Annotated in this window: 21 protein-coding genes, 2 tRNA genes and 2 pseudogenes; 12 read left to right on the top strand and 13 right to left on the bottom strand. The window is 42.8% G+C overall.

Features of this window, described 5'->3' with window-relative positions; all coding sequences use genetic code 11:
* Positions 1 to 195: 195 nt before the first annotated feature.
* A pseudogene (locus IQ224_RS04420) lies at positions 196 to 477 on the bottom strand (flavin reductase family protein); the annotation flags it as partial.
* A gap of 291 nt (positions 478 to 768) precedes the next feature.
* Here IQ224_RS04420 and IQ224_RS04415 point away from each other — a divergent pair.
* A complete protein-coding gene (locus IQ224_RS04415; protein ID WP_002766977.1) occupies positions 769 to 1,053 on the top strand; it encodes a UPF0175 family protein in 285 nt (94 codons plus the stop codon).
* A 266-nt stretch (positions 1,054 to 1,319) separates the two neighbouring features.
* Positions 1,320 to 1,523 carry a DUF3368 domain-containing protein gene (locus IQ224_RS24870; RefSeq protein WP_004157244.1) on the top strand — a complete coding sequence of 68 codons (204 nt, stop codon included), beginning with the start codon at positions 1,320 to 1,322 and terminating at the stop codon, positions 1,521 to 1,523.
* Positions 1,524 to 1,595: 72 nt separating this feature from the next.
* Here the strand turns inward: IQ224_RS24870 and IQ224_RS04405 are convergent, their stop codons facing one another.
* Positions 1,596 to 3,326 (bottom strand): diflavin flavoprotein, encoded by a 1,731-nt coding sequence (locus IQ224_RS04405; protein WP_004157245.1) that lies wholly within the window; start codon positions 3,324 to 3,326, stop codon positions 1,596 to 1,598.
* Between the two features lie 365 nt (positions 3,327 to 3,691).
* On the opposite strand from IQ224_RS04405, the gene IQ224_RS04400 reads away from it, so the two are divergent.
* Complete coding sequence (locus IQ224_RS04400; protein ID WP_004157246.1) at positions 3,692 to 3,982, top strand: hypothetical protein; 291 nt, start codon at positions 3,692 to 3,694, stop codon at positions 3,980 to 3,982.
* A gap of 120 nt (positions 3,983 to 4,102) precedes the next feature.
* Here IQ224_RS04400 and hypF read toward each other — a convergent pair whose 3' ends face one another.
* From hypF to IQ224_RS04385, 3 genes are read right to left on the bottom strand one after another with little or no spacing between them, the layout of a single operon-like run.
* Positions 4,103 to 6,367, bottom strand: a complete 2,265-nt coding sequence (hypF, locus tag IQ224_RS04395) for a carbamoyltransferase HypF (RefSeq protein WP_194032605.1) — start codon at positions 6,365 to 6,367, stop codon at positions 4,103 to 4,105.
* A 50-nt stretch (positions 6,368 to 6,417) separates the two neighbouring features.
* Complete coding sequence (locus IQ224_RS04390) at positions 6,418 to 7,092, bottom strand: hypothetical protein (RefSeq protein ID WP_004157250.1); 675 nt, start codon at positions 7,090 to 7,092, stop codon at positions 6,418 to 6,420.
* Between the two features lie 52 nt (positions 7,093 to 7,144).
* The gene (locus IQ224_RS04385) at positions 7,145 to 7,639 is read right to left on the bottom strand and encodes a hypothetical protein (RefSeq protein WP_084989989.1); all 495 of its coding nucleotides are present in this window, start codon (positions 7,637 to 7,639) and stop codon (positions 7,145 to 7,147) included.
* A gap of 490 nt (positions 7,640 to 8,129) precedes the next feature.
* Here IQ224_RS04385 and hisN point away from each other — a divergent pair, with 490 nt between their 5' ends.
* On the top strand, positions 8,130 to 8,936 hold the full coding sequence (gene hisN / locus IQ224_RS04380) for a histidinol-phosphatase (protein WP_004157254.1): 807 nt from the start codon (positions 8,130 to 8,132) through the stop codon (positions 8,934 to 8,936).
* Positions 8,937 to 9,202: 266 nt separating this feature from the next.
* Here hisN and rpe read toward each other — a convergent pair whose 3' ends face one another.
* Entirely contained in the window at positions 9,203 to 9,910 is a 708-nt protein-coding gene (rpe, locus tag IQ224_RS04375; protein ID WP_002736739.1) for a ribulose-phosphate 3-epimerase, read from the bottom strand.
* 519 nt (positions 9,911 to 10,429) lie between these two features.
* Between rpe and IQ224_RS04370 the strand changes: the two genes are divergently transcribed.
* Positions 10,430 to 10,795 (top strand): DUF1815 family protein, encoded by a 366-nt coding sequence (locus tag IQ224_RS04370; protein ID WP_194032604.1) that lies wholly within the window; start codon positions 10,430 to 10,432, stop codon positions 10,793 to 10,795.
* 44 nt (positions 10,796 to 10,839) lie between these two features.
* Here IQ224_RS04370 and IQ224_RS04365 read toward each other — a convergent pair whose 3' ends face one another.
* A complete protein-coding gene (locus IQ224_RS04365) occupies positions 10,840 to 11,805 on the bottom strand; it encodes a glycosyltransferase family 2 protein (protein WP_194032603.1) in 966 nt (321 codons plus the stop codon).
* Entirely contained in the window at positions 11,802 to 13,460 is a 1,659-nt protein-coding gene (locus tag IQ224_RS04360) for a hypothetical protein (protein ID WP_194032606.1), read from the bottom strand. The genes IQ224_RS04365 and IQ224_RS04360 overlap by 4 nt, the downstream gene beginning before the upstream one ends.
* Positions 13,461 to 13,700: 240 nt before the next feature.
* Here IQ224_RS04360 and IQ224_RS04355 point away from each other — a divergent pair, with 240 nt between their 5' ends.
* The 3 genes and pseudogenes from IQ224_RS04355 to IQ224_RS04345 all read left to right on the top strand — a co-directional run.
* Positions 13,701 to 15,305: a glycosyltransferase 87 family protein gene (locus IQ224_RS04355; protein WP_002743194.1), complete on the top strand. Its 1,605-nt coding sequence runs from the start codon at positions 13,701 to 13,703 to the stop codon at positions 15,303 to 15,305.
* A 64-nt stretch (positions 15,306 to 15,369) separates the two neighbouring features.
* Complete coding sequence (locus tag IQ224_RS04350; protein ID WP_002743195.1) at positions 15,370 to 16,233, top strand: glycosyltransferase; 864 nt, start codon at positions 15,370 to 15,372, stop codon at positions 16,231 to 16,233.
* A gap of 138 nt (positions 16,234 to 16,371) precedes the next feature.
* Positions 16,372 to 16,587 (top strand): annotated as a pseudogene (locus IQ224_RS04345) (IS5/IS1182 family transposase); the annotation flags it as partial.
* 220 nt (positions 16,588 to 16,807) lie between these two features.
* Here the strand turns inward: IQ224_RS04345 and IQ224_RS04340 are convergent.
* Together IQ224_RS04340 and IQ224_RS04335 are read right to left on the bottom strand one after the other, a co-directional pair.
* Positions 16,808 to 17,359: a TolB family protein gene (locus tag IQ224_RS04340; protein WP_036400556.1), complete on the bottom strand. Its 552-nt coding sequence runs from the start codon at positions 17,357 to 17,359 to the stop codon at positions 16,808 to 16,810.
* Entirely contained in the window at positions 17,343 to 17,624 is a 282-nt protein-coding gene (locus IQ224_RS04335; RefSeq protein ID WP_002737431.1) for a helix-turn-helix transcriptional regulator, read from the bottom strand. Before IQ224_RS04335 ends, IQ224_RS04340 begins: the two co-directional genes overlap by 17 nt.
* A 524-nt stretch (positions 17,625 to 18,148) precedes the next feature.
* Between IQ224_RS04335 and hisA the strand changes: the two genes are divergently transcribed.
* Positions 18,149 to 18,910 (top strand): 1-(5-phosphoribosyl)-5-[(5-phosphoribosylamino)methylideneamino]imidazole-4-carboxamide isomerase, encoded by a 762-nt coding sequence (gene hisA / locus IQ224_RS04330; protein WP_002743207.1) that lies wholly within the window; start codon positions 18,149 to 18,151, stop codon positions 18,908 to 18,910.
* Here the strand turns inward: hisA and IQ224_RS04325 are convergent.
* The 3 genes from IQ224_RS04325 to IQ224_RS04315 all read right to left on the bottom strand — a co-directional run bounded on the left by IQ224_RS04325 (position 18,907) and on the right by IQ224_RS04315 (position 24,623).
* Positions 18,907 to 20,676, bottom strand: a complete 1,770-nt coding sequence (locus IQ224_RS04325) for an HlyD family efflux transporter periplasmic adaptor subunit (protein WP_002743208.1) — start codon at positions 20,674 to 20,676, stop codon at positions 18,907 to 18,909. The two genes, hisA and IQ224_RS04325, sit on opposite strands and share 4 nt — an antisense overlap.
* 139 nt (positions 20,677 to 20,815) lie before the next feature.
* Complete coding sequence (locus IQ224_RS04320; protein WP_002743209.1) at positions 20,816 to 23,785, bottom strand: peptidase domain-containing ABC transporter; 2,970 nt, start codon at positions 23,783 to 23,785, stop codon at positions 20,816 to 20,818.
* 76 nt (positions 23,786 to 23,861) lie between these two features.
* A complete protein-coding gene (locus IQ224_RS04315) occupies positions 23,862 to 24,623 on the bottom strand; it encodes a peptidylprolyl isomerase (protein WP_194032602.1) in 762 nt (253 codons plus the stop codon).
* Positions 24,624 to 25,213: 590 nt separating this feature from the next.
* Between IQ224_RS04315 and IQ224_RS04310 the strand changes: the two genes are divergently transcribed.
* The 3 genes from IQ224_RS04310 to IQ224_RS04300 all read left to right on the top strand — a co-directional run bounded on the left by IQ224_RS04310 (position 25,214) and on the right by IQ224_RS04300 (position 26,034).
* Positions 25,214 to 25,298, top strand: a tRNA-Ser gene (locus tag IQ224_RS04310).
* 106 nt (positions 25,299 to 25,404) lie between these two features.
* Complete coding sequence (locus IQ224_RS04305) at positions 25,405 to 25,920, top strand: GNAT family N-acetyltransferase (protein WP_002736326.1); 516 nt, start codon at positions 25,405 to 25,407, stop codon at positions 25,918 to 25,920.
* A 40-nt stretch (positions 25,921 to 25,960) separates the two neighbouring features.
* Positions 25,961 to 26,034, top strand: a tRNA-Pro gene (locus tag IQ224_RS04300).
* Positions 26,035 to 26,072: the final 38 nt, after the last annotated feature.

The following is a 26,072-nucleotide window of genomic DNA, read 5'->3' as shown; positions in this document are numbered from 1 at the left end:
CCCCCAAACCCCCCGCGCATTAGTTTTTCGGTGGGATGCTTACACGCAGCCGCTGATACATCTGTAATAATTTAAGAGTCACTGCACTTGCGGGAGTGTCTATCCTGATATTTAGCCTGATTTAGTATTAGATTAGACCAATCAGGGTGCGTTATCCTGCCTGAAAACACCCCCTGAAATGATCATAACGACAAATTAATAATAACTGCCGGATTTGCGATGATGGATGGCGGTTAAACCTTGGTGTAAAACCTTGCTTTTTTCTGCGATCGCATAAAGCAGCCAATGATCACCGCACTCCATTCGTTGTTCTACCCGACATTCCAGATAAGCGAGCGCTTCGGCCAAAATCGGCCCACCGTTCTCAGCTTTAGTGGTTTCGATATTAGCGAAACGATCTTCTCCTGGAGTAAAAGGTTTAAGAAAATGCTTCATTTAAGCTATATGTTGTCCTTCTTGCCGGATATTAAGGACAAAATGGATATAAAGTGGGTAGAGTCGATGGGAGGTATTATCAGCAATTCTCATTTTAAGGTTTCATGACATTAAAACCTTTGCACCTAGAGGGGTTAAAATTCTTAACGAATCTCTAGATCGCTGAAACAAGGCAAAATCGTTTCAAAATGAGAATTGCTGCCATCCTTATGAGAAACGCTGTAAGCTGTAATAATTAAGAGACATCTTAAAAAAAGTCAGAAACCCTTCTGTTCTCTGTTCCGGAGTTCCCTTGTCTCTAAAGTTAACTTTATTTTTAACTAGGTACTTAGAATGAAAAATGAAACATTAAATCTAGAATTTTCTCCCGATGTTCTTGCCGCTTTAAAAATAGGAATTGATGAACTCGGTCAAGAAATTAAACTTCTGGCCGCTATTTATTATTTTCAAGAAAAGCGACTTTCTTTAGGAAAAGCGGCGGAATTAGCGAGAATTAATCGCCTAGAATTTATGGATATTTTGTCTAAAAAAGGGATTGTATTGTTTGATTATGACGAATCGGCGTTAGCGGTTGAATTAAAGGGAATAGAAAAACTGGAGCCTGATGATTGTAAGTAACGCTACTCCCCCTCATCGCTTTTGCGCAAATTGGTCAACTCGGTCTTTTACAAGAAATAGTTAAAAGCATCGTTATTCCTAAGGCAGTAGCTCTTGAAATCAGCACTTACGATCAAGAGAAAACTGGCTCGATCGATCTATTACGAGAACAGTGGATTTCTGTCCGAGAAATCGCCTCTCAACAGCAGGTTTCCTTACTATTACCGACTCTGGATCGAGGAGAATCAGAAGTCATCGTCCTTGCACTAGAACAAAAAGCCTCTTTAGTGCTTATCGATGAATTAGCGGCTCGTCAGGTGTGTAAATCTCTCAATATTCCAATTACAGGTTCGATCGGTATTTTAATTAAAGCAAAACAGTTGGGAAAGATCGCTGCAGTCAAACCTTACATAGAAACGATGCAACAACAAGGCATATACTACAGCCAGAAATTTATTGATCTTGTTTTACAAACAGTAGCAGAAGGATAGGGGAGAGTATTGTTCACTTTCGGGATCAGCCGAAACCCTTGTTTTTTGCGATCCCTTGCCCGTCACCATGAGTTAATAATAACTGCCAGATTTGCGATGATGGATGGCGGTTAAACCCTGGTGTAAAACCTTGCCTTTTTCTGCGATTGCATAAATCAGCCAATGATCACCGCACTCCATTCGTTGTTCTACCCGACATTCCAGATAAGCGAGCGCTTCGGCTAGAATCGGACCACCGTTCTCAGCTTTAGTGGTTTCGATATTAGCGAAACGATCTTCTCCGGGGGAAAAAGGTTTAAGAAAATGCTTCATTAAAGCTAAATGTTGACCTTCTTGGAGGATATTAAGGACAAAAGGCGTACCGCTATAGAGCAGAGACTCGATCGCTCGTTCTTTTGCCACGGCAATAGTCAATCCGGGGGGTGTGAACGTCGCTTGCGACACCCAAGAGGCTAACATGGCGCCGCGCAATTCCCCCAATTCGCAGGTGACGATACAGAGAGAACCCACCAAACGGCCTAGGGCCTGCGATCGCCGATCGCTTTGGGATTGGTTAACATTAGTTTTCGGTTGTCTGCTTTTGCGAGCTTTTTTGACTGCTTGAGCGAAATCGGTTCCCGCTTCCTCACAGGTCTTTAAAATTGCCTCCGTGGGTTTAAATTTAACCCGAATTGGCTCAAAACCGAAGCGATAACCGCCATCCCGGAATTTACCTTCCAAAAGATCGACCGCTTCCCCGCTCCAACCGTAGGAGCCAAAAACCCCCACCAGCTTGCTTTTATCGCCATTGGACAGGGTAATCCCCAAGGCGGTTTGGATGGGAGTCGGTGCGTGTCCTCCCAAAGTGGGGGAACCAAAGATAAAACCGACACTTTTTTCGATCGCCGTTTTGATCTCGTCCGGTTCGGCGGACTCGGCATTAATTGCCGTCACTGCTACTCCCGCTTTCGTGATCCCCATGGCGATCGCTTGAGCGAGGGTGGCGGTGTTGCCGTAGGCACTAGCATAAATCAGGGCGATTGTCAACTCTTGGGACTTTTGTACTGCTAACCATTGTTGATAGGAAAGGGTCAATTCGTGCATCGCGTAACGCACCAGAGGACCGTGACCAACGGCATAAAATAAGGGCGATTTAGCGGCTAATTTCTCCAAAGCGTTGCTAATTTGGCTGGCATAGGGAGCCATGAGACAATCGAAATAATAACGCCGATCTTCGTTATAAACGCTCCAACCCTCATCAAAAATTTGGTCGCCACAAACGTGCGCTCCGAATAATTTATCGGTGTAGAGAATATCGGTTTTGCTGTCGTAGGTACAGAGTTGATCGGGAAATCTGGGGTTAGGAGTGGGGATAAATTCTAATTGATGGTTTGCTCCTAAATTTAATATTTCTTCCCCCTTGACAACCAACAGATTTAATGCTTCGGTTTCGAGAATTTTTTTCAGGGAAATTGCCCCCGGATTGGAACAAACAAAAGTGACTTGAGGCGCGATTTCTAAAAGTGCCTTGAGGGTGACGGCACGATTGGGGTTAACGTGACCGAGGATAATATAATCAATAGTTTTCGGATCGATTCTTTTAGTTAAAGCCTCTAAAAATATGGACGAAAATGATTCTCCTGGTGGATCAAAAAGAGCGACCTTTTCACCTTTAATCAGATAACTATTGGCGGTAGTTCCCTTTTGTAATCCATATTCGATCTCGAATTTTAACCGGTCCCAAGTGCGGGAACGAAAGACAAAAGTATCGACGGCAATAGGTGCTACTTGTACATCTCTCGGTTTGACAATTGCATTATTCATAATCTTAGTTACCAGTTATCAGTTAATTAGTCAAGTAGTTAAGCGGCAACTTGAGGCTGTCATCATTTTTTACTAGGCAAGTTTGGCATTAAAGTCAACACTTGATTTTTGACTAAATACAGCCTTTTATCGCTAGGGACGAGTGGGGAAATTTACAGGTTATCTTGCCAGCAGGAAGGACATCAATATCTAAAGTACACCATCTCCGGGAAGAAACCTAGCTTCTAGCAATTTGTTTGCGGGTAAGGATACCCCTCTGGGGGGATTTGCCAGTCTATTGAGAAATTCTAAAGGGAAGGTGATCCCCAGAAGCGAGGTGCTAGTCTGAGGGGAACCCTGCTCTCTCCCTATCAGGCAAAGTTTTTATGAGCTATCAGCACTCGTCTTTTGACTGCACTAGCGCCAATTTTGAGAAAGCCGCTTTGAGTCATTTTCGCACTCTTGTGGCTTTTTTACCGGACAATTGCCGTATTTACCGGCAAACTTGGGAATTTTCCACGGTTCTCTGTCTCGATTGTCTAGCTTGTTTGGAGGGACTAGCAATCACCCGTCAAAATTTCGCCCATCTAGTTAATGTGACACAAGAACTCGGTTTAGGTCAAGCAATTATTTTGAAAGTAGGCAATAAAATCGTTGAGTGGCATCGTTTAAACTAAAATCTCAATTTTCGACCATCTCAACAGTCTAGAAAAAAATCGGCTCTCTGTGTTCTTTGTGTCTCTGTGGTTTATAACTACCTCTTGCCTGTCCTAACCAAGAAGTTAGTTTTGTCCTATCTAGAACTGTTTGAGTCTAGAAAAAGCCCCGATAATTTGACCGAGGCTAATACCACCATCATTAGTGGGAACGGTTTGCTGCCAGTAGGGTTGAAATCCCGAAGCTTGTAGGCGATTAATTGTTCTTTCCGTCAGATAACGATTTTGAAAACAGCCTCCCGTCAGCAGAATTTTTTCTCTACCTATTTGGTGTGCAATTTCTACAATAATCTCACTTAAACTATTATGAAATTTAGCGGCAATTATGCCGATTTGTACTTGTTTTTCTAAATCTTCAACAACTCCTAAAATTATCTGATTCCAGTCAATAACTATGGGGGAGTCGGAGGATAAAGAAAAATGATAATACTCTTCCGTTTTAATGCCATCAAGGGCAAATTCTAACTGCATTGCTGCCTGTCCCTCAAAACTTAATTGATAACATAAACCTAGAATCGCCGCCACACCATCAAACAAACGTCCGACACTAGAAGTTAAAGGACAATTAATTTTTTTGGTTAACATTTGCCTAAAAATAGACCATTCCTGTTCACTAAAAGCTGATTTTATCCTACCAGTATTTTCCATAACTTCTAGTAATCCTAAAGCTACGCGTCTGGGTTCTTTAATTGCTTTTTCTCCTCCCAGTAATGGCCAGGGTTTAAAATGGGCGACCCGCTGCCAAGAATCGGCAGCAATATGGATAAATTCTCCCCCCCAAATTGTGCCGTCTAAACCGTATCCTGTTCCATCCCAAGCAACCCCTAAAACCGGAGGTTGTAGCTGATGTTCTGCCATGCAGGATAAAACGTGAGCGTAATGGTGTTGAATGGGAATAACGGGTAAATTTAAACTATAAGCGTACTTGGTCGCTAGATATTCAGGATGAGCATCACAGGCAATAATTTCCGGTATAAACTCGTATAATTTTTTTAAACTATCGACGATATTTTCAAAATGATTGACGGCATTAACTGTATCTAAATCGCCGATATGTTGACTGATAAAAACTTGATTTTTTTGGTAGATAGCCACGCTATTTTTAAAATAACTTCCCACGGCCAGAATCGGAGGGAAATCTCCCTCATTAACTTTAACGGGAAAGGGAGCATATCCCCGCGCTCGCCGCAAAATCATCGCTTTTCCTGCCATTTCCCTGATAATAGAGTCATCCACTGGTCGAACTATGGGACGATTATGAACTAGAAATAAATCGGCAATTGTTCCTAATTTTTCTAAAGCTTCTTTTTCCTCAATACAGATAGGTTCATCGGCTAGATTACCACTGGTTGCTACAATAGGAAAGCCTAATTCTGCTAATAAAAGATGATGTAGGGGAGTATAGGGTAACATGACTCCTAGATAGGGATTACCCGGAGAAACCGAAGGAGAAAGATAATTTTTTCTTTGTTTAATCAGGACAATTGCCGCAGCAGAAGACTGCAATAATTTCGATTCTAAAGAAGATACATAACCATGTTTTTTTACTAACTCAAGATTAGGATACATCACGGCAAAAGGTTTATCCGGTCGCTGTTTACGTTGTCGCAATTTTTGCACTGCTTCCGTATTTCTTGCATCGACAACTAGGTGAAATCCTCCTAATCCTTTGATCGCTATAATTTTTCCCTGTTGAATTGCTCTAGCAGTGGCGATTAAAGCTTGATCTTTTTCCGCTAATACAGTTCCTTGACTATCTAAAAGACTAATTTGGGGTCCGCAACTAGGACAGGCATTCGGTTGGGCATGAAAACGGCGATCCAGAGGGTTTTCGTATTCCCTTTGACATTCGGGACACTGATTAAAACCCCTCATAGTTGTGGCACTGCGATCATAGGGTAAACTCTCGATAATACTGTAGCGAGGACCGCAGTTAGTGCAGTTAGTAAAAGGATAGCGATAACGACGATTATTCGGGTCAAAAATATCGGCTAAACAATCGGGACAAGTGGCTAAATCGGGCAGAACAATTGTATTTTTTTCACCGCCGCTGCTAGGACGTATGGTAAAGTTTTGATAACCGATAGGATTTAACCATTGAGTCTCAATATTTTCAATTAGCGATTGAGGTGGTTTTTCTAAAGATAATCGATTCAAAAAAGTTTCTAGTTTGTCTTGATCGCCCTCAACTTCAATAAAAACTCCCGCTGCTGTATTATTCACCCAACCCGTTAGGTTTAATTCCGTTGCTAATCGATAAACAAAAGGACGAAAACCGACTCCTTGTACTGCTCCGCGCACAATTAAAGCTAATCGCTGATCCGATTGAATGCTCTGATTATTCATAAATAATTTAACGGGGAAATCATCAAATTCATCCCTGATTACTTTTCCCGTTATACTAAACTTTCACTAATCACCCGACAGCATTCTTCCACACTGGTCCTTTTTTCCATAGCTATCACTAAAGCTTGATAGGCAGTCTGTTGTTTTTCTAAAAGAGTTTTTGCCTGTAATAAACTCCAGCGCTCTTTTTGGGCATAATTATTCTCAGGAACCCCCGCTAATTTTAAGGCCGATTGCAGATAAAATCGATCGCTTTCTCCCCCTGCTGCTTTACCATAAACTAAGGTTTCGGCAGCAATTCCCGCCATCCACACCGTAGAAATTCGCTCTAAAAAAGCAGGAAAATCAGTAAAGTTCTTGACTTTTTGCTCTAAATCTGCTAGGTCAAATTGAACACCGCCGACTCCCTCCTGGCCTTGACGAAAGGCTTCCCAAGCGGTCAAACTATAACTGGCGATCGGAATGCCTAAAATATAAGCGGTGAGAAAATGTCCAGCTTCGTGGTGAATAACTCTTTGACGGTGTTTACTAGGAGAAAGAGCATCCAGTAGTAAAGTCACGCCTCGGTTATTAAAGGTGAGAGTATCGACGGTAACTAATCCCAAGAGGCTAAAAGTAGCTAAAGCGGGGACAAAAGGCGAAATAGACAGCAAAGGGGTGACAAATACGGAAAGAGTGATCGAAAAAACGGTAATCGCGATCAGATTTAAAGCTGTCTGTTCCATAAAAATTAATAAAAATATACAAATGCTTAATACTATGTTACATTGCCTAGTTTTATTTTCCCCGAATTAACCAACCAATTACCCCACCCACAAAAGCAGTCACAATCGATATACCGATCTGTTTCCAGTTTTTTACCTCCCCAATTTTTTCGGCTAAATCGGGAATTTTTCCCACGGATGCCTCGATGAGTTTCACTCTTTCATTTAAACCGGTGATTTTTGCGTCTAAAGTCCTGATTTCTCCCTTAATTTCCGTCTGTCCTATCTCTAAGACCTGAATTTCTCTTTTGATCTCTCCGACACTATTCTCGATCGCTTTTTGTCCACTCTCCAGAGAGGTTAAACGAGTTTCGATCGCTTTTTGTCCACTCTCCAAAGAGGTTAAACGAGTTTCGATCGCTTTTTGTCCACTCTCCAAAGAGGTTAAACGAGTTTCGATCGCTTTTTGTCCACTCTCCAAAGAGGTTAAACGAGTTTCGATCGCTTTTTGTCCATTGATAATCAGATTTTCTAACCTTTTTAGGTCATTTTCCGTAAAAGCCGTCATCAGCTAAACTCCTAAATAGATTAATTTTTTCTCGTCTTGAGATTGAATCGATCGTTGACTAACTTAATTATGGAGTCACAATCAAACTGTTCCCCATTGATGGTTCTAGGTTCGACACAGCAATAGGGATTTAGGTTGATAGGGAAATTTCCCCCACTTCCCTTTCCCATAAATAAACATTATTGTTTTCCACTATGGATAACTTTTATTGATGAATATCGATCGCACTATCCAAGAGGCAATAGGGATTTAGGCTCTCCCAGGTTTGGTGGGTAAAATGTATTCTAAGATACATTCCTCCTAGCGAGGGGGTGGAACGAACCACAAAGACACAAAGGACACAAAGATCGATCAATCCTATGTAAGTTAAACTTATCACACAGAACCTAGAAGAGCCGGATTTAGGGTGATAGGGAAATTTCCGCTAAATCCCCACTTCCCTTTAACATAAATAAATATTATTGTTTTCCTGTATGGATAACTTTTATTGATGAATATTGATCGCACTATCCAACTAGCTCATCAATTAGCGGACACTTCTGGAGAGATTATCCGGCGCTATTTTCGGCAGCCTCATCTAGAAACCGAAACAAAACTCGATCAAGTTTCCTCAATAGTAACAATCGCCGATCAAGAAGCTGAGGAGGCGATGGTGGCGATTATTCAGCGAGAATTGCCCGAAGATGGGGTTATTAGGGAAGAAGGAGCCAATATTCCCTCCGAAAGTGGTCGTTATTGGGTATTGGATCCGATCGATGGCACATCCTCTTTTGTCAAGGGATTACCGATTTTTGGGACTTTAATCGGCCTAGTGGCAGAAAATCAACCGATTTTAGGAATTGTCGATCAACCGATTTTAGGCGATCGCTGGTTAGGAGTGAAGGGAAAAGCGAGTCTTTATAATAACCAGATGATTGTTAATCCCTACTGTCAAGATCAAGAACTTGCCTTAAAAAATGCCTGTTTAGCCTCCACCACTCCCTTAATGTTTATCACAGAACGACAACAAGCGATCGCTTGTCAGCTGCAAAGCGTCTGTAAACGCACCGCTTTTGGGGGTGATTGTTATAACTATATGATGTTAGCCACTGGCTGCACTGCCATGCCGATGGTAATCCTGGAATCAGACCTGAAATACTACGATTTTTGTGCTTTAATCCCGATTATTGAAGGTGCTGGCGGAATAATTAGCGATTGGTCTGGTAATCCCCTAAAAGCTGATTCTAGCGAAGTTTTAGCCGTCTCTAATTCGGGTTTATGGCGGCAGGTTTTAGAACAAATCAGCAGAGTGGGTTAGTGCCAATACTAAGATAATTAAGGCTGGCTGAATAAATCTAAAAACCTTGTTGGGTAAGACTTTTAGACTTTTTGTCAATCAAAAAGTACCAGTTATGGGAGTGATCGTGGGAAAATTACGGGACTTTTTCTCTGAAAATTAGGTAATTGACCAGATGGGAATCAGTAAAAACCTACACCCCACACCCCACACCCCACACCCTGTCCCCACAAAAAACTTTTTCAGCAGACCCTAATTAATCAACAGCTAACCCACCCCTGCGGCAATTAAACCGTGGCTAATTGAGGTTGGGGACGTTTGCTGTTACGGATACCTTCGATCGCCGCTGCGTAATCGGGGGCATTAAATACCGCCGAACCTGCTACGATCGCATTAGCGCCCGCTTCGAGAACTTGCCAAGTATTAGCCGGTTTTAAGCCGCCATCCACTTCAATCCAGGGATCCAAGCCTTTTTCATCGCAGATTTGACGTAATTGACGGATTTTGGGGACAACTTCCGGGATAAAACTCTGGCCACCAAAACCGGGGTTAACGCTCATAATTAGGACTAAATCGCATAAATGCAGCACATATTCGATTAAATCTAAGGGAGTGGAGGGATTTAATACCACACCCGCTTGTTTACCGAGTTCGCGAATTTGGCAAAGAGTACGATGGAGGTGGGGAGAAGCATTATGTTCAGCGTGAACAGAAATAATGTCAGCACCTGCTTTCGCAAAGTCAGCCACATATTTTTCTGGTTCGACGATCATTAAATGCACATCTAAAGGTTTTTTCGTATAGGGACGAATAGCGGAGACAATCAGGGGTCCAATGGTGATATTCGGGACAAAACGACCATCCATCACATCAACGTGAATCCAATCGGCTCCTGCCTTATCCACAGCCTCGATATCGGCTCCTAATTTACTAAAATCCGCCGATAGGATCGAGGGAGAGACAACGATCGACTTCGAGCTTCCGTTTTGGGTCATGGCTAACTATAGAATTTCGTGTTTATATTTTCGTAACAATCTTATCAGCAATCAGTGATCAGTGATCAGTAATCAGTGATCAGGAGTCAGGAGAAGGGAGACAGGAGATTATTTTTATTTATTCTCCCCACACCCTACACCCCACACCCTACACCCTACACCCCACACCCCACACCCTACAACCCACACCCCTCCGCATCCGGCATAGAAGCATAGGTTTATGTAATTGTCAATATAGATTTACGAACTTTTTTGTCGAAACTGGATCATAAACTTTAAAAATAGGCATGATGGGAATAGTTGGGATCGAGGGGGTGGAAAGATGGATAAACTGGTGGCTCTGTAGTTATATATACTTAGCTATCTCAGAAATTTACGCTACCCTAGATTTAGGGTTCTTTACATTTTGTTACTTACCATCCGTAAGAAAACTTAGTTCACATACCCTATTTTCTCAGAAAAGAATCTTAAAAAAGTGTTAAGGTTTTATACTTGAGGAGTGTTATCAGGAGGAAAATTGTGTTTAAACGACTTGCAGAACAGCATCGCCAACTGGTCAAAGACTTAGTCATGGATTTACAGGCTTTAGCGATCGCCTTAGAAAATCAAGGTTATCTAGCATCTTGCTACACCTGTGGCGGTCAAATGAATAGCGCATCTTTTATGGTGGGATTGGGTGAAACCCATCTAATTCGGTTTCTCGTGTCCGATTACGGCATCACCTGGACAGAAATGCGCGATGATCGAGAGTTAATGAAACTCGAAGGCGCGGAAGCCATCAGCCAACTACAGGAATTAGCCAATCTGAATAAATATCAAATTCCGCCGGCGGAATTTATTGACAAAAAACCCTCCTCCGTGCTGCAACGGTTAGAGACGGTTTAACTGGAGATGTGACCTAAACTTGTATGTTTAGGGAGCTTTTTTCCCTAAGCTTTCAGCCAACTGTTAGCTAGATAGGCCATTCGTTTCATCTCTTTTCGTCCCCGGGAGACGGAATCGAGGATCATGCCAGAGGTCAAACTTAAAAAGGCTAAAAGCATGATCGAGGCCGATAAAATAGCGGTGGGGAAACGTGGTACTAAGCCGGTTTCGAGGTATTCAAACAGGACGGGAATCGCTAAGAGGAGGGAAATAACCGCCAAAATTAGCGAGACAAGGCTAAAAAAGAGAAAAGGACGAATTTCTTTAAATAGTAGGATAGCGGTTCCCAATACCCGCCAGCCATCTTGAAAGGTTTTTAACTTACTTTGGGAACCCTCGGGACGTTCCCCGTAGAGGGTTGGTTCTTCAGCGAAGGGAATTTTTAATTCTAAAGCGTGGATAGTTAACTCTGTTTCAATCTCGAAACCATTGGATAAAGCGGGAAAAGATTTGACGAAACGACGAGAAAAGACACGATAACCGGAGAGCATATCGATTAAACGCGCTCCAAACAGAAATTTCACGAATCCCGTTAAAAATAGATTACCGGCGCGATGACCCCGGCGATAAGCCTGGGAGGATTTTACCGCTTCCCGACGCGCACCGACGACCATATCCAATTGTTCCCGCAGCATTCGTTCAATTAAGCGTCGTACTGCCGCAATTTCGTAGGTATCATCACCATCGATGAGAATATAGATATCGGCCTCGATATCGGCAAACATTCGCCGGACAACATTGCCTTTTCCCGGTTGGATTTCCTGACGAACGATCGCCCCCGCTTTCAGGGCCTCCGTCACGGTATCATCGGTAGAGCGGTTGTTATAGACATAAATTGCCGCTTCTGGTAAAAAAGTTTGAAATTGCGAGACCACTTTAGCGATCGTTAGTTCTTCGTTGTAACAGGGAATAATCGCAGCGATACGGTAGTTTTGCAAGGAAATCGGCGGAATAGCGGTCATTTCGATCATGGCTGACGACAATCTTTAATGATGGTTAGGGGGGTGTCTTGGCGTTGGACAGCGTGAACAGTGGGACAATGGGGGAAAGCTTGGAAATAATCGTATCGGGATAAACCCATGTAATAATCGGGGTCGGGGGCCTTTCCCCAAGCAAAGTCATCTCGATAGATCATTGTCAAGTTTTTTTGGTAGTCTTGTACCATTTCCGCCGCAAACATCGGACCGGCAACGACTATGGTAGAGTTAGCGGCGGCATTTTGATTAAGCCATTCCATCCCCTCTTTGAGACTTAATCCCCAGTAATCGGTTTCCTGTTGACCTTGGGTAGCTTTTAAGCCTCCGTAGGCGCGATTATAGTAGGTGTACTCGTAGGGATGCAGGCTAATCATGTCATAGACAATGACGCTAAAGTTGAGAATTAGCAGGGTCGTTAGAAAGATTTTTATTGACTTTCGCTTGAGTTTATGGTATGTCCAAATAATGGCCGTAGATGCGATCGCTGCTAGGGCGGGAATGACAAATAAAAAGTGACGGATGCCGTCGTAGAGAGTGGATTGACGCAGGATAGCAACGCTAGGCAGTAAAAACGCTTGCAGTAGGGTGATTAGGGCGCAAGCACGCTGGCTTGGCGTTAATTTGGTCATTTTTGTCAAAATCCCCATTACACCCAATAGGACGGCGATTTGCAGGAGGACGGGGGTGGTGAGGGAAAATAGCCGGGGTAGATAGTACCAAGGTAGGGAACGACCGGGGATATTTTGACCGTCAAAGAGAACCGTATTATCCCAGATGTTAAACTTGGACATGAGAGTTATCGCTTCGATAAACCAAGTAATCGGGTTTCTCCAAGCGGCAGGATGGACAATATAGGTGGTTATTGCCCAAAAAAGTATAATAACTGCGTATAGGGGCAGAAAACGCCAGACAGTTTTGGGGAGGGTTTTGATATCCCATCGGCCCACCAGATGGGCGAAGATGAGATAAAAGAGGATAAAAAAGCCACCGATGCGAATTCCGGTGATTAAACCAGCGAGAATCCCGTAGAGGCAAGAATAAACGGTTAAACGGTTAAATCCTAGTTTAATAGCCTGATTTTCGGACTGAAAATATTTATCTAGTAATAGGGAACCAGCGAAGGTTCCGAGGGTGAACATGGCTGCAAAGGGGATATCTTTGGGATTAAAGAAGCTATGACCCCAAAAAGCGGGAAATAGGGCTAAAATTAGCGCACCTAACCAAGCAGATTCGATTCCTGCTAGGATAGCGACGATTCCCACCACCGATAGATAGGTAATCAGGGAAAAAAGAAAGGTGACGACGTGCTTAACCCGGGTTATTTGCCAGATCCTCGATAGCCATTTATCCTTATCAGTGGGATTGGGAGGAAGATTGGGGGTAGCGGGGAAAAATTTTTCTTTGCTCTCGTAGATGAGCTGGGAGATGTAGTTAAAATAAAAGCCGTAATGACGCGACATTTCTGATATGGGCTTGTTTTCTCGGATATATTCGAGATTATGACTGACCATATCCACTTCGATCGGTTCGTCCCAAGTGATACCATAGTTTCCGACTACCGATAAACCGATTATCGCCAGCACTAGGATGACCGATAGAATTTTTAGATAAGCTTGCTTGACCGAGATTAACCCTTTTCTGGACTTCATGGGCGATCGAGTCAGTATGGTGGGCAATTTTATCACCTTAGTATATCAAAATTTGGTCAACTCGCCTAAGGACGTTTTTGGGAGTTAAAAGTTTCCGTTTGTATTTGTTAGCCAAACATGGTATATCAAGTAAAAAGCTATCAGCTAAAAGTCCGACTCGTCCCAGAGCTACTAATTAGTCTAATGGCACAAAAACGGGTTAGTTTTCTCGTCAAATTCACCAGAATTATTGATTAAGTTATGACATTATTAAAACGGTTCAACCTGACTCATCCCCTCCTCTGGGCAGTAGTTTATTTTATCGGACTAGGGATTTTATCAGTTATCTTAGGTCAAGATGTTAGCTGGGATTTACGCAATTATCATTTTTATAATCCCTATATGTTATTAACGGGACGTTTTAAGTATGATGTCCTCCCAGCACAGATACAAACTTTCTTTAATCCTTTGATGGATGTTCCTTTTTTTGTTGCTATCTATTACCTAAAACTACCTCCGGTGGTGGTTGGGTTTTTCTTGGGAGGATTTCACGGTTTAAATCAGTGGTTAGTTCATTTAATCACTTATCACTCCTTTGATAAGGTTTGCGAAAGATACAAGATAACTTTAAGCATAGCGGCAGCGATTACCAGTATTTTTGGCGCAGCCTATATTTCCGAATTAGGAACCAGTATCGGAGATAGTACCAGCAGTGTTTTTGTTTTGGCAGGATTATTTTTGATTATCGCTTGTCTTGGTCGTAATCAACCAGTTAAGCTTAAAACGATAATTTTCGCAGGATTGCTTTTAGGACTAGCAACGGGACTAAAATTGACCACGGCACTGTATAGTATCAGTTTAATCGTGGCGATTAGTTTTTTAACCAATACCATCAAAGAAAAGCTGCGTAATCTTCTGACTTTAATTCTCTCTATGGCTGTGGGTTTTTCCCTGACGATGGGTTATTGGATAATCCTGATGTGGACTAATTTTGCTAATCCCCTTTTTCCCTTTTTCAACAAAATTTTTCAATCTCCCTACATCGAAACAGATTTTAACCTGCAAGATACCCGGTTTTTACCGAAAGATGTTTGGCAATTTTTATTTTATCCCTTTTATTTTGTGCAGGAACAAACTCTAGTGGCTGAGGTAAAATTTAAAGAGACTCGTTTTGCCATTGCCTATCTTTTAATTGTCATTCTTCTGGGAGTGATTATTTATCAGTACACCTCTCGCCGTTCTCTAGAGCAAAAAAATAATTTAGTCCATGTACCCATTCTCGGATTTCTATTACCTTTTTATTGTAGTGCCTATCTGATCTGGTTAAAGGGTTTTTCTATCTATCGTTACTTGATAGTTTTAGAGTTAATTACACCAGTTTTAATTATCCTGATCATTGCCTATCTTTATCCTCATAAAAGGACAGTTTTTATAATCTTGATCGCTATTTTGGCCTTAATTGCCGCTACAGTCAAACCCTTAGACTGGTGGAGAATGGGATGGTCAGATAATTACTTTGGTATCGATAGTCAAGCATTAAAACCCTACGAAAATTCCACGATTGTTATGTGGGGAGATGAAGGAACGGGTTATCTAGTTCCCCATTTTCCCGCTTCGACTCGTTTTGTGCGATTGCGAGGAAATATGGGAGTTAGTGAGGGAACTTTAATGCGAAAAAATGCTGAAAAGTTTATCGCAGAAACCACCGTGGGTAATCTCTATATTCTGATGACTGACTTTAATAGCAAATCTCCAGAGCTAGGGAAGGATTTAGCTAAAGAAAATCTAGAGATTGACTTCCAAAATTGTCAACCCTTTTCCAGTAAAATTGAAAAGTATAATCTCTGTCCTCTCCAAAAAAAGTAATTAGTACGGAAAAGCTATTCTCTAACCATTATTAATTGCCAGTGACTCCTACCTTTTATCTGTAATGATTTATCTATTGACGGTTAACTACAATTGCGGGGCATTAATTAAGCGTTTAATCGCTTCCCTCAACGATAACTTATCTGCTACTCTCATCATTATTAACAATTCCACTGAAGATAAAAATATCCAATCTTTAGCAGCGCAAAGAGTCAAGATTATTGAAGCGGGAGAAAATTTAGGATTTGGGAAAGGATGTAATCTAGGACTTGATTGGATTTATCAACAAGACAAAGAAGCTATCGTTTGGTTAGTTAATCCCGATGCTTACTTATTACCGGACTCTCTGGAGAAAGCAAGCAAATTTTTTCAGCAATATCCCGAAGTTGCCATCGCTGGTACAGAAATTTACGAACCGGATGGTAAAATCTGGTTTGGTTGGGGAAAATTTAATGCTAAAATCGGCACAATTAACGTGGTAGAGGAATCCTTAGACTATGGAAATAAACCCTATCTTATTCCTGACTGGGTGACGGGATGCAGTTTATTAATTAATTTCTCTAATTTTTCCACTTGTCCCCATTTTGATCCCGATTACTTTCTCTACTACGAAGACTTTGATTTTTCCCGAAGATACGCAAATCAAGGCTATTTAGTCGTTGTTACCAATCAGATTAAAATTATTCATGAACCATCTTCTATCACCCGACGCTATGGTTATCTAAGACTAACTCATAATATCTATGGTTATCTTCTCAGTCTCGAAAAACATACGACTTTAACTATCCTTGTTTATCGCTTGCTGCGGATGAGTTTTATATCTTTACTGCTCCTTCCCATTAAACCCAAATTCTCCTTAGCCAAGCTGCAAGGAATTCAACTCTATTGTCAAAGAATAAACCTCTTACATAATTTTTTTATGGTATAATGCAGCGTTTTTCTTTTTTCTCGATTTTTAGATGGAAGTGGAAAAAAGAATAAAATGTGATCTTAGGTCAGGAAATCATCTATACTTTTGCTATGTTTATTAGCAAAAGTATGGATTATCAAAACTTACCAGATGGACAATTCAAAAAGACGGATGCTTTTACCATCGGGAAACTTCCGTTTAAAAGGAAAAAAAGCTCTACTAAATCAAGCAGAGATACCGGTCGTAACGGTAATGGATGTAACGGAAACTCCCAGGGAACGCCACCAAAAGAAACAGAAAGATTTTTTTGGTAGTAAAAGAGGTTATCATACTTTAAAATCCCAATTAGTAGCTGATAAAAATACTGAACAGAAACGAGAAGAGCCGCTATTTCTTTAAATGGTTTATTTCCACAACAGTCTCTGACAAAATCTACTCTTGCCGTTAATACTTCCTCATCTCACTTTTGCTCTTTGCGCCTAAAAACTTCCTTGTCCACTTTCCCTCCTTGTCCTCCTTGTCTTCTCTTCACAGGTTTGTAAAATACCTACACCTGTGAGTTCCCCGCACCCTTCTCCCTTCTCTCCCAATACTATCGGGACGGGGAAGAATTTATCGGGGGTAAAGAAGGAGAAATTTCGCCACCTCGATCGAATATTTCCAGATTCCATTGACCGAAACGATTACTTTCAAAAGCAATAAAACGACCGTTACCACTAATCGTCGGATGACGCACTTCTCCTAAGATATTTTCGGTGAGATTTTTTGCTTGCAGAGTTTGTCGATCATAAATATATATATCGGGTTTACCGGACTGTTCCGACACATAAACAATATAACGACCATCGGCACTAATATCTGGCTGATCTTGATAGGTTTTTGCTTGATTTAACCCCGGTAGGGGAACTAAACGATTAGCCACTCGATCAAATAAATAAATCGTTCGTTGACCCCTGCGATCGGAGGCAAAAACCAGATAACGACCATCGTAGTTAAAACGGGGATTATTTTCCGAGGAAGGGGTATTTAAAGTATTTCCTAAAAGCTGTTGGGGAGGGGTGACAAAACCCGCATCACTACATCCCCCCAGACTGATGATATTAACCGCAAGCAAAAGTCGAAGAAGTTTAGGAAACCTGATCATCGGTCAGCGCCGGGGAAGGAAGGATACAACAATTAATATCATCCAGACAAACTTTACCCCAATGCAATGCCCAACGCACCAATTCCACCCGATTATCGGTTTTTGTTTTCGTCAAGATATTACTAATATGATTATCAACGGTACGCTTACTAATCTCCAGCTTTTCCGAGATTTCTTGATTAGTTAAACCATTAGCCACTAAATCGAGTATTTCTAGCTCTCGATCGGATAATGAAGCGGCTGTTTGAAACTTCCCAGCAGACATGAGTATAATTCCTCTCGTATATGTACTTATCATTCTAGAAGAATTTTTTCCCCTAGGAATCGATAATCAGTAATCAGTGATCAGTAAACAGTAATCAGTGAAAAGACAGCACTGTTACTGCCATTTGATCATGCACACTTAATACAGATGGTTTGCGGCAAAAAGCTTTTCCTGGGAGTGGGGTATGGGGTTTGGGGTGTGGGGTTTTACCAGTTTTGAGGTAGTCAGTTACCTAATTTTCAGGGAAAAAGTCCAGGGATTTTCCCCCCGATCCCCGCAATGGCTGGCACTTTAAAACCTTTGTGGACAATGCGTTGAGAGGGATTGTTCCCCTCTCATACCAAATTTCTAAATCCATGACAGACATCCACGCTCGAATGGTTGCCAAGCCTGCATTCGTTGTGACGCGAATAAAGAAAAATGGTATCAGACTCAAAACTGATAACTGATAACTGATAACTGATAACTGACAAGGCTGGTAATATATAATAAAAAACGCTCCTTAGTTAGATATTGAGAAAAACATGGAAGTTATCCCCGCTATTGATATTCTCGATGGCAAATGTGTGCGACTTTATCAGGGAGATTACCAACAATCGCAGGTTTTTAATGATAATCCCGCAATAGTGGCGCGAGAATGGGTCAATCAGGGGGCAACCAGATTACATTTAGTCGATTTGGATGGAGCCAAAGAGGGTAAATCGGTTAATTTGTCAACCATTGAAACAATTCTTAATGATATTGCCATTCCCGTACAGGTGGGGGGTGGACTGCGGGATGTAGAAACGGTGACTAATCTCCTAAAAATCGGGGTAGAAAAGGCGATTTTGGGGACAGTAGCCGTAGAAAAGCCAGAATTGGTCAGCGAACTTTGTCAAAGCTTTCCGGGGCAAATAATCGTCGGTATTGATGCTCGCGATGGTAAAGTAGCCACCAGGGGGTGGTTAGAAACTTCCTCAGTAGATGCGATCGCACTCGGTCAAGATATGGCAAAAAGAGGAGCCAGCACGATTATCTACACTGATATTCATCGAGATGGCACCCTTTCTGGCCCGAATCTCGCCGCTTTGCGAGAATTAGTCGAATCTGTCGAAATTCCCGTCATCGCCTCCGGGGGTATTAGTTCCCTGACAGACTTACTGAGTTTATTGTCTTTGGAACCTTTGGGAGTAACGGGAGTAATCGTGGGCCGCGCTCTTTATACCGGTGCGGTTAACCTCTCGGAAGCGATTAGCGCGATCGGATCAGGCCGTTGGCAGGATCTACCCCCGAATTTTTTCGCCTAACGGACTTGTTTGAGAGTATCCACCTGTTTATTGAACATATCGGTAAATAGTCCCAAAACCGTGCGATTTTCATTGACTTTGATGTTGACACTCACAGACATCCCCGATTGCAGCGGCAGAGTAGATTTATCTTTCAAAACTAACTCTTGACTGCTCAAGCTTACCCGGACAGGGAACCGATAAAAACGGTGATTTTCGTCGGGAGGTAAAGCATCAGAACCGATCGAGATTACTTCTCCCTTAATATCGCCGTATTCACTGTAGGAAAAGGAATCAATGCGAATATCGGTCTTTTGTCCCACGCGCACAAAACCGATGTCTTGGTTAGTCACGTCCACCTCTGCCACTAAACAACCTTTAGCAGCATCTTTGATCTGGGTGGGACAGCCATCGGGAACAATTTTTAACAATGCTTCCGCTTGACTTGGTTGGGGAACAAACCCAGGCCGCGCCTTGAGATCAAAGACCACACCATCGATGGGGGCGGTAATTTTTTGATATTTAATCGTCTGTTGTGCTTGACTAATTTGACTATCTAACTCAGCAATGCGCTTGTTGTTATCAATGATCACGCGACTGATCTGACTATCGATTTCAGCGATCCGTTTCTGATTGTCCGCCATTTTATCGCGCACATCTTTTTCCGTGATTACTGTGGTATTAATCAGCTTTTCTCGCGCTTGGGAGATCAATAGGGAATAACGCTTTTCTTCCTGTTCCAAACGGGAAATTTCGGCGATGCGGGTTTGTACTTCTTTCTCTTGTTTTTCTCGATCGATTTTGCCGTTAGCCTCTTGCTGCTGTAATTCATTCTGGCGATCAGTTACCGATTGTTTTTGTTTATTAATCTGATAACGGGCGACCGCACCTTCATCCCCCAAGGGTTCAATATCCTTAAGAATATTACGCTCGATATCCAAGCCTTCTTGCCCCTGTTTCATCGAATTGGCATTACGAGTCTTAATTTCTTCTAAGACTAAACGATCTTTGATTAATTGCGAGCGGGCATCGGCCAACTGTACCCTGGTTTGGTTCAATTGTTTTGCTAATTGTTCCATTTCCAATCTAGCAGCCGCTTGTCGAGAATTGGCCTCCCGTCGGGCAGCCTCTAAACGGGCTAACTCTTCCCCTTGTAGAGCAGAGCTAGAGGCACCTTCATTGATCTGTGCTTGATAAAGTTGATTTTCTGCCACCAAAGCGGCACGATTACGGGCTAAATCGGCGATTTCGCTCGGTAATTTTAATTGAGCGATCGAACTTTCCACTGCTGCCGGTGTCAGATCCTGCGCCATTAAGAGACGATAGAATTGATTTTCCTTCTCAGCAGTGGCGCGAATTTTTTTCAAAGATTCTAACTGCACTTGCGAGGCACTGGAATCCATTAAAACCAGTACATCCCCTTTGTTAACTCGATCGCCATCTTTAACTTTAACTTCCTGTACCACCCCATTCACCGGTGCTTGTACTTCTTGCACTTTGCCCTGGGGTTTAAGTTGTCCTTGGGCACCGACCACCTGCTCGATTTTGGCGAACGCTGACCAAATTAAAGCGGCAGTGGTGACACTCATTAATGTCCAGATAATCGTCCGTGACCAAATGGGCGATTGTTTCAGGATCACCGATTGTTCCGGTGGGCTGAAAGTGGGTAAAGAAGGGGTAATACTTTTATTTTTCGTGGTAGTGGCCACGTTTTTACCCGCTTGGGTCAGTTCATCGCTTTTACCTTTGCCGTTGCCGTTGTGGCCGTTGTTAGAATTACCGTTCATGGGGATTCTCCTATATTTAGGGTTTGCTGAAAAAGTTTTTCGTGGGTGTGGGGTGATGGGGTGTAGGGTGTGGGGAGAATAAATAAAACTAATCTTCTGACTCCTGATTACTGTCTCCTGACTCCTGTCTCCTGACTAACTAGATTTGCGAATCCTGTTGTTTATAAAGAGTATAGTAAAGGCCTTTTTTCGCCATTAATTCCTCGTGGGTGCCTTCCTCCGCTACTGTCCCTTTATCCATCATGACAATAATATCGGCGGATTTGATCGAAGCTAAACGATGGGTAATAAAGAACACCGTATGATCCTTGAAAGCTTCTTTGAGATTCAGACACACTTGCCGTTCAGTGTTATAGTCGAGGGCGCTGGTGGCCTCATCAAGAATGAGAATTTGCGGTCTTTGCAGGACGGAGCGAGCGATCGCAACCCGTTGTCGTTGTCCCCCCGATAGGGATGCCCCCCGTTCACCGACGCGGGTATTATAGCCATTGGGCAGGGTCATAATAAATTCGTGGGCTGCGGCTGCCTTTGCTGCCGAGACAATTTCCTCCACAGTCGCATCGGGGTTAGTCAGGGAGATATTTTCCTGTACCGTACCGTCAAATAATAGGGTTTCTTGGGGAACCATGCCGATTTGACGACGCAGGGAATAGAGTTCCACTTTGTTGATATCATAGCCATCGATGAGAATCCGTCCCGATTCTGGTTCGTAGAGACGGGCTAATAGTTTAGTGATGGTACTTTTCCCAGCGCCACTTTCTCCCACCAAAGCGACAAAAGTGCCAGCGGGGAATTCTAAATTGACGTTGTACAATTGCAGGGCACCGTGGGGATTGAAGCGGAAAGCGAGGTTTTCGTAGGTGACAGTGCCTTTAATTAAGGGCATGGGGATATTGTGGCGATCGAGTTCCGCTTCTTGGGGAGTATCGACGATATCGGCTAATCTTTCCAGGGATAAGCCGGTTTCTTGGAAGTTTTGCCAGAGTTGGGTCAAACGCAGAATCGGCGAGGTAACGTAGGAAGAGATAATCCGGAAGGCGATTAATTGACCGAGAGTGAGTTGTCCGTCTAAAACTAAGGCTGCTCCCACCCACAGCACTAATAAACCCGATAATTGGTTAAAGAAGTGACTAAAGGAACCGGCCAAAGTTGAGGTCATTACCGTTTGAAAACCTTCGGCCACATAGCGAGCATAACGTTCTTGCCACTGCCAACGGGAACGCAATTCGATATTCTGTGCTTTTACTGTTTGGATTCCCGTCATCACCTCCACCAGATAGGATTGGGTTTCGGCGTTTCGTTCCGCTTTTGCTCGCAGTTGTCGCCGCACGATTGGTGCGAAAATAGCTGTGCAGAGAACTAAAATCGGCACGACTCCCAGCGCCCAAACGGTTAGAATCGGGCTATAGATCAACATAACCACGATGTAGATAACCGAGAAAATGGCATCTAACACCACCGTTAGGGCTGTACCCGTTAAAAATTGCCGAATATTCTCTAATTCGTTGATTCTTGTCGAAATTTCCCCCACAGGTCGCCGTTCAAAGTATTTCAGGGGTAAGCGCAGCAGGTGATCGATAATTTCTGAACCGAGGGTCATGTCGATGCGGTTAGTGGTATCGACAAACAGGGATGTCCTCAAAAAGGTTAAAATTCCCTCAAAAACGGCAATTACTAACAGGAAAACCCCGAGGGTATTCAGAGTTTCTGGGCTATTCTGCACGATCACTTTATCGATGATCACCTGAATCATCAAGGGATTGGCCAGGGCAAATAACTGCACGAAGAAAGAAGCAATAAAAACTTCTATTAAGACTCGTTTATGTTTCTTGACAGAAGGCCAAAACCATGATAGGCCAAAACGCTGTTGCTGGGTGTGTTTGGTGGGTTTGAGCAGAATTACTTCCCCTTTTTCGCCCCAAGATTCCAGAAATTCGCTGGTTTTGCGTTTAATTATCCCCCGTTCGGGAACAGCGATCGTGGTTTCCCGTTGATTAATTTCGTAGAGGATAACGATGCTGTCTTGCCAGCGAATTAGGGCAGGAGGGTTGATATTGGGCAAGGAAGAAGCATTTAGGGGTACTAATTGGCTATGGAGTCCCACTACCTCGGCCACAGCCCCACACAGGGGCAGGGAAAGGCTGCCAGTTCTTTGCAGTTGGTCCCCTAGAATGCGTTGGATCACATCCTTGCGAAAGGGAATATTAAAATATTTGCAGAGCATCTGAAAACAGGCACTCACCGCCTCTAGTTCCGTTTTTCCCCTGAAAAAGGGATAGGATTTCTGGTTTTTCTGGAGAGTTTTTTCAACGGCGATATCGCTGGTGATGTCGCTGATTCTTCCTTGGGGGATATCTAATACCTGGGTGGGTTTATTTCCCTTGATGACTTGGGTTTCTAGGATATCATCGGTTTCTGTTTCCGCAGCCGCTTCGGTTGCAACTGTCAGGAATTCATCTAACTGGTCGGAGGAAAGACCTAATAAGCGCGTGCTAGTCGGATTATTCTGGGTGATAACTGTGCCGATAGGATAATTATCGCTATTTTCGCTGACTAACCAGATATAATCATCATTAATCTGGTTGTAGGACACACAAGCTTTGTTTAAAAGGGCCTGTGCCATTTCTTTCAGGTCTCCCCCACCCCAGGCCTGTTGATTAAGATAGGAACCTAGGACAGCATAAACTTCAGCGATCGAGGTTTGTTCAAAGAAATATTGCTTAAATTCCGGGTAATTATTGATTAAAGACCAAAAATCCTCTTCTTTTAAGGTTAAACAGATCGTGACTTCCGAAGAAGCGATCACCGTTTCACAGGGGGTAGCGCGCAGAAGACTCATCCACCCGAATAAATCTCCTGGCTGCAATTTAGCCAAAGTAACCGGCAGCGAATTGTTAACCCTAGCATCGTAACCCAAAAGTCTGGCCTCTCCCTCGTAGAGAAGGACGAGGTGAGAGGGTAAGCGATCGCACTTGAGTATGGCATTGCCCATCTCATAGCGAAAGGGTTGTAATTTCTGACCGAGGGAACGTCTAACCTCGAAGGGCAGGCGATCAAAGGGCTGTACAGTCTCCAGAAAGGCGGTAAAATCTAAAGTGGTATAACTCATTAGCTAGGCGAAAATTGACTAAGTTGACAAATAATTAGGCGAAAAGACTGGTTTTACCCAGTTTTGCAAGGAAATGCTATGTAATCGATACCTGCTCGCTATTGACTGGGGTTGATTCGGGGATAGATTTCACTGTTTGCATTTGAGTCATTAACCATTGTTGGAATAAATCATTCCGTAAGCGTTGACGGGTGGGAGGGTCTAATTCACAGGATAAATATTTTTCTAACCGGACAATCACGACCCATTCTCCCACTTGCGTCGGTGGCCACAGTTGCCCCGGTTTACTTGCTTTGAGAATTTGCCCGATCTGGGGATGGGGAGTGCTCAGTTCCACGGGTCCAAGCAGTCCTCCGGTTTCCGCTTCTGATCCTTGGGAATATTTTTTGGCTAGTTCAGCGAAGCTATTTTCTCGATCCTGTATCCGGAAAAATAGTTCTTGGGCAATGCCGATATTTTTTGTCCGAATCAGGGAATAAACCACTTTATCCAATTGACTTTTGACTTGCAAGAAGTAGGATTCTACTTTGTTATCCCAAGTCTCCTGTTTAAATTTTTCTAATTTAATGTCCCGCAGAATTAGATATTCTAGTTGCTCGCAATCCATCCCGTTTTGTTGTAACCAAGATTTCATTTGCTCATCGTTGGCAATTTGATTATTTTGATAGAAACGGGAATAGGCCGCGTTTCTTTCTTCGGGATTGCAGGTGATATTGGCGATCGCTTGTTCGATAATTACTTCCCGGATTAACTGGGGTAACATACCATATTTTGCCAAAAGAGGCAATACCTCTGACTCGCTAATTTTTTGGTCGCCGATTTCAATAATTGAACTCATAATAAATACATTTTCCTCACAGAAATGTTTAAAACTATCAACTCTAGGAGCTTCTAAATTTTATTGAGGTGATTATACGCCAAAACAGCAATCTTAAGGCACCCCTCCCCATTCTAATTTGATTTTTCCCCTTTGAAAGCCGAAAATTACAGAAATTAAAGGAATAAGTCGGTCATCTTGGGGGGTGTGGGGTGTGGGGTTTTACCGATTTTGAGGTAGTCAGTTACCTAATTTTCAGGGAAAAAGTCCAGGGATTTTGCCCCCGATCCCCGCAATGGCTGGCACTTTTTGAGGGAAAAAAAGCCTAAAAGTCTTATCCAACAAGGTTTTTAGATTTATTCAGCATACCCTAATCAATTTTTCATGGTTCAAAAACGGCAAAAATAAGGATTAAATGGCATAAAATTTGTAAATAGACCATTTAATTGATTATTATTCATTCTTAATTCTCCTGACTACTGACTCCTAACCCTAACAACGATTTTTGATTTCTGCAAGAGGTCTAATATGCACACCTTTTCCTTTCACTTGCGGAAAATTTTTTGATTTATGCAAGGAATCTAATGATAGGATATAGGTCTAGCTGCCTTGGAGAGGTGGCAGAGTGGTCGATCGCGCTCGACTTGAAATCGAGTAACCAGCAATGGTTCGTGGGTTCAAATCCCACCCTCTCCGTACTCACCCAATCACATTTGGACTCCGGTTGCCCGATTGTTCTTAGAGAGGGGAAAATAAAATATACTAGGCTAAAAGGATAATATTGAGGCAGTAGCCCCCCGGCATGGTTTTTTGGAAAAGATTATTTAATAGCTCGGAAGTCACTGCATCACCTGACTATTCGGGAGACTTGGTAGAGGTTGCCCAGAATGACCTCGGACAGACGCGAGTATTTTTTAGTACCGATCGAGAGCTAGATCTATATGAGTTAGAAGAACTTTGTGACTCGGTAGGTTGGGCCCGTCGTCCTTTACGCAAAGTTAAAAAAGCGATCGAATGTAGTTTTTTAGTGGTGTCGATGTGGGAAGTGCGAGGTAATCGCCGTCGTTTAGTGGGTTTTGCTCGTGCCACTTCCGATCACGCTTTTAATGCTACGGTCTGGGATGTGGTTGTTCATCCTCACTATCAAAGTAAAGGCTTTGGTAAAGCATTAATGAAATTTATGATCAGGAAGTTGCGGGGTGAGGATATCAGTAATATAACTCTTTTCGCCGATCCGCAGGTGGTGGATTTCTATCGTCGTCTCGGTTTTGTTCTCGATCCCGAAGGTATCAAAGGGATGTTTTGGTATCCCGATTAATAATGCGGCTCTTAGGCTATACTAAAAAAAGAGTTTACTTCGGGATGTAGCGCAGCTTGGTAGCGCGCCTGCTTTGGGAGCAGGATGCCGCAGGTTCAAATCCTGTCATCCCGACTTGAGAGAAAATTCAGAAAATCCTTACTTTGTCTCCT

Source organism: Microcystis sp. LEGE 00066, assembly GCF_015207925.1.
Classification (GTDB): domain Bacteria; phylum Cyanobacteriota; class Cyanobacteriia; order Cyanobacteriales; family Microcystaceae; genus Microcystis; species Microcystis ichthyoblabe_A.
Note: the sequence above shows the minus strand (reverse complement) of the source record. Positions and strands in the feature narration are given on the sequence as shown.